Genomic DNA, 2,794 nt, shown 5'->3' with positions numbered 1-2,794 from the left:
GCGCGCGCCGCTGAGGGCCACATCGCCGGTCGCCAGCCGCTGCGCGCTCAGGGTCGCCGGCCCCTGCACCTCGAAAGCGCCGCCCTTGCCGCCCGCCTCGATCGCACTCGAGACGACGACCGCCTGGGTCAGACGAGCCTCGCCGAACCGACCCGACGCCGCCGTCAGCCGCAGGGGCGAGGCCGCGCGCCACTTCATCTCCTGCCCCTCGGTCCCGCCCGACGTCGACAGGGTCAGGCGGTTGAGGTCCAGCGTCGCCTGACGGCCCTCCATCCCCTCGCCCTGAACCCGGTCGGCCGAAGCCGCAGCCTTCGCCTCGCCCTTGAGGCTATAGGCGTTGAGCCAGCCTTCGACCGCCCCGGCGAATTCCATCGTCGCGACCGCCTGACGCGCCGTCGTCCCGGCGCTCGCCAGTTCCCGCCACGGCGAAGCGCTCGGCCTGGGCGTCCAGCTTCACCGCCGTACGGTCGCCCGCGGTCGTCACCTCGATGACGCCGGCCAGGCCGCGCGCCTCGGTCTCGCCGCTCTTGAGCGAGGCGGCGGGCATCCGTCCCGACAGCCGCATCAGCTTGCCGTCGTCGATCCGCGCGTCCGCCAGCAGGCGCAGCGGGCCGTATTCGGTGTCGAGCCGCGCCTGACCGCCTTCGACGATGACCAGGGGCGCGCGGGAATCCGGCTTGGGCGGCTTGCCCGTGAACTCCTCGACCAAAGGATCGAGGCTGCCCAGCGACAGCTCGCCGTCCCTCCACGCCGCCCGGACGATCGGACGGACCAGGCGGACGCGGCTGGGCGTCACCCCCAGGCCGGCCTTCGACCACGGCAGGCCCACGGCGTAGTCGACCTCGACCCGCTCGACCTTGAAGTCCGGGTTCTTGGGATCGCCGATGGAGACCTTGCCGACGAAGCCGTTGAGCTCCAGCCGCTCGACCTCGAGGTCGGCGTCAATGCCCTTGCGGTCCAGCCAGCCGACCAGCAGCTCCCGCGCCGCCGCCCGCCGGTTCAGATACAGCGTCGCCGCCAGCACCAGCAGCAGCGCCAGCAGGATCAGCAGCATCCGCGCCGCCAATCGCAGTCGCGGGCGCGGCCTGCCCTTTCCGGACGGCGCGCCAGAGGAATGAGCGGATCCGGCGTCGGACCCTGAGGAGGCGATGTCGTCGGTCAAGGGCGCTGGGTGTTCAACTTAACAGGAAAGGGAACAACGCCACAGAATGCGTTACGACAACAGTCGTTGCAGAATGAGCACTGCGGCGTGACACCTCAGCCACTACCAGTCGACCTCGACTACAAGAAGGCGAAGTTTGGCGCGAGACTCACGCAGAACGCTAAATTACTGCACTTCATCGCCGCCACGTTAACCAATCGTAACATTCCATCTTCCCAAGATGGGACGTGCGGGCTATACGGCTCGCTTCGCGTTCGCTGGGCGACCGGCCGACGCATTGAGATTCGACTGTTTTGGCGCGGAATGCGTCGCCGACTTACCGGGGACCCATGGCTCAGTTCGATCCTCGCCGCCAGCCCGTCCGGCTCGCGCCGCACCTGCTGACGACCTGCGCCGCAGTGGGCATCGCCCTGCTGGCCGGTCGTGGATATGAACAGGTGAAGGCCGAGGAAGTTCCAGCCCTGACTGCGGCGCAGATCGAATCGCTGGAAGCGCAGGCCTACGCCGCCGCCGCCGCGCCGGCCGGCATGACTGCTCCGGAAGCCATCCCTGTCCAGATTCGCCGCGGCGAGACTTTTGAGCAGGCCGTGCGCCGCACCGGCATCGGCGCCGACGAAGCCAAGGCCGTGGCCGCCACGGTCGCCAGCGCCTTCGACCTGAACGACATGCGTGCGGGCCTGCGCTTCGAGACCGCCGTGTCCAAGCCGCGCGGCGGCCTGGGCGACGCCCGCCTGATCGGCCTGACCATGCGCACCGGCCCGGCCAGCCAGCTGACCGTGTCGCGCAGCTTCGACGGCGCCCTGCGCCTGCGCTCGCTGGACGAGAAGATCACCGAGGAAACCGTCGTCGCCAACGACAAGGTGCAGCGCTCCCTGTCGGCCAGCGCTCGCGAACTGGGCGCCACCTCGGCCGTGGTGCGCCGCGCCAGCCAGCTCTTCGCCCACAAGTTCGACATGCAGCGCGACGTGCGCGCCTCGGACGAGTTCACCCTGGTCTTCGACCGCACGGTGACGGAATCGGGCCGCACGGTGGAAACCGGCGAACTGCTCTACGCCGAGTTGAAGGGACACGCCTTCTACCGCTTCCAGCCCGCCGGCTCGAAGACGGCCCAGTATTTCGACGCCACGGGCAAGAACACGCGCACCGCCATGATGCGCACCCCGCTGCAGAATTTCCGCCGCGTCAGCTCCAACTTCGGCGTCCGCACCCACCCCATCTCGGGTTATCGCAAGATGCACCAGGGAATGGACTTCGCCGCCTCCACCGGCACGCCGGTCGTGGCGCCGTCCGACGGCGTGGTGGTCGAGGCCCGTCGCTGGGGCGGTTACGGCAACTGGCTGCGCATCCGTCACGCCAACGGCCTGGAAAGCGGTTACGGCCACCTGTCGCGCTTCGCCTCGGGCATGCGCGCCGGTCAGCGCGTGACCCAGGGCCAGGTCGTGGCCTACGTCGGTTCGACCGGCGCTTCGACCGGCCCGCACCTGCACTATGAAATCTGGCGCAACGGCCAGCGGATCAATCCGGCTGGCATCAAGACCCAGGAAGGCACCGTCCTGGCGGGCGCCGATCTGGCCGCCTTCCGCGCCGAAAAGGCCCGCATCGACCGCGTCATCGCCGCCGGCGGCCAGCGCC

At 69.6% G+C, this 2,794-nt stretch carries 2 protein-coding genes and 1 pseudogene; 1 reads left to right on the top strand and 2 read right to left on the bottom strand.

Features of this window, described 5'->3' with window-relative positions; all coding sequences use genetic code 11:
- Positions 1–372, bottom strand: a pseudogene (locus tag RT567_RS15740) (C4-dicarboxylate ABC transporter); the annotation flags it as partial.
- On the bottom strand, positions 329–1,054 hold the full coding sequence (locus tag RT567_RS15735) for a hypothetical protein (RefSeq protein WP_313577166.1): 726 nt from the start codon (positions 1,052–1,054) through the stop codon (positions 329–331). The gene RT567_RS15735 and the pseudogene RT567_RS15740, both read right to left, overlap by 44 nt.
- Before the next feature lie 437 nt (positions 1,055–1,491).
- Here RT567_RS15735 and RT567_RS15730 point away from each other — a divergent pair.
- Positions 1,492–2,794 (top strand): peptidoglycan DD-metalloendopeptidase family protein (locus RT567_RS15730; protein WP_313577165.1); only part of this gene is annotated, 1,303 nt, incomplete at its 3' end.

Origin of the sequence: Brevundimonas sp. (genome assembly GCF_032107865.1) — a bacterium.
Taxonomy (GTDB): Bacteria; Pseudomonadota; Alphaproteobacteria; order Caulobacterales; family Caulobacteraceae; genus Brevundimonas.
Note: the sequence above shows the minus strand (reverse complement) of the source record. Positions and strands in the feature narration are given on the sequence as shown.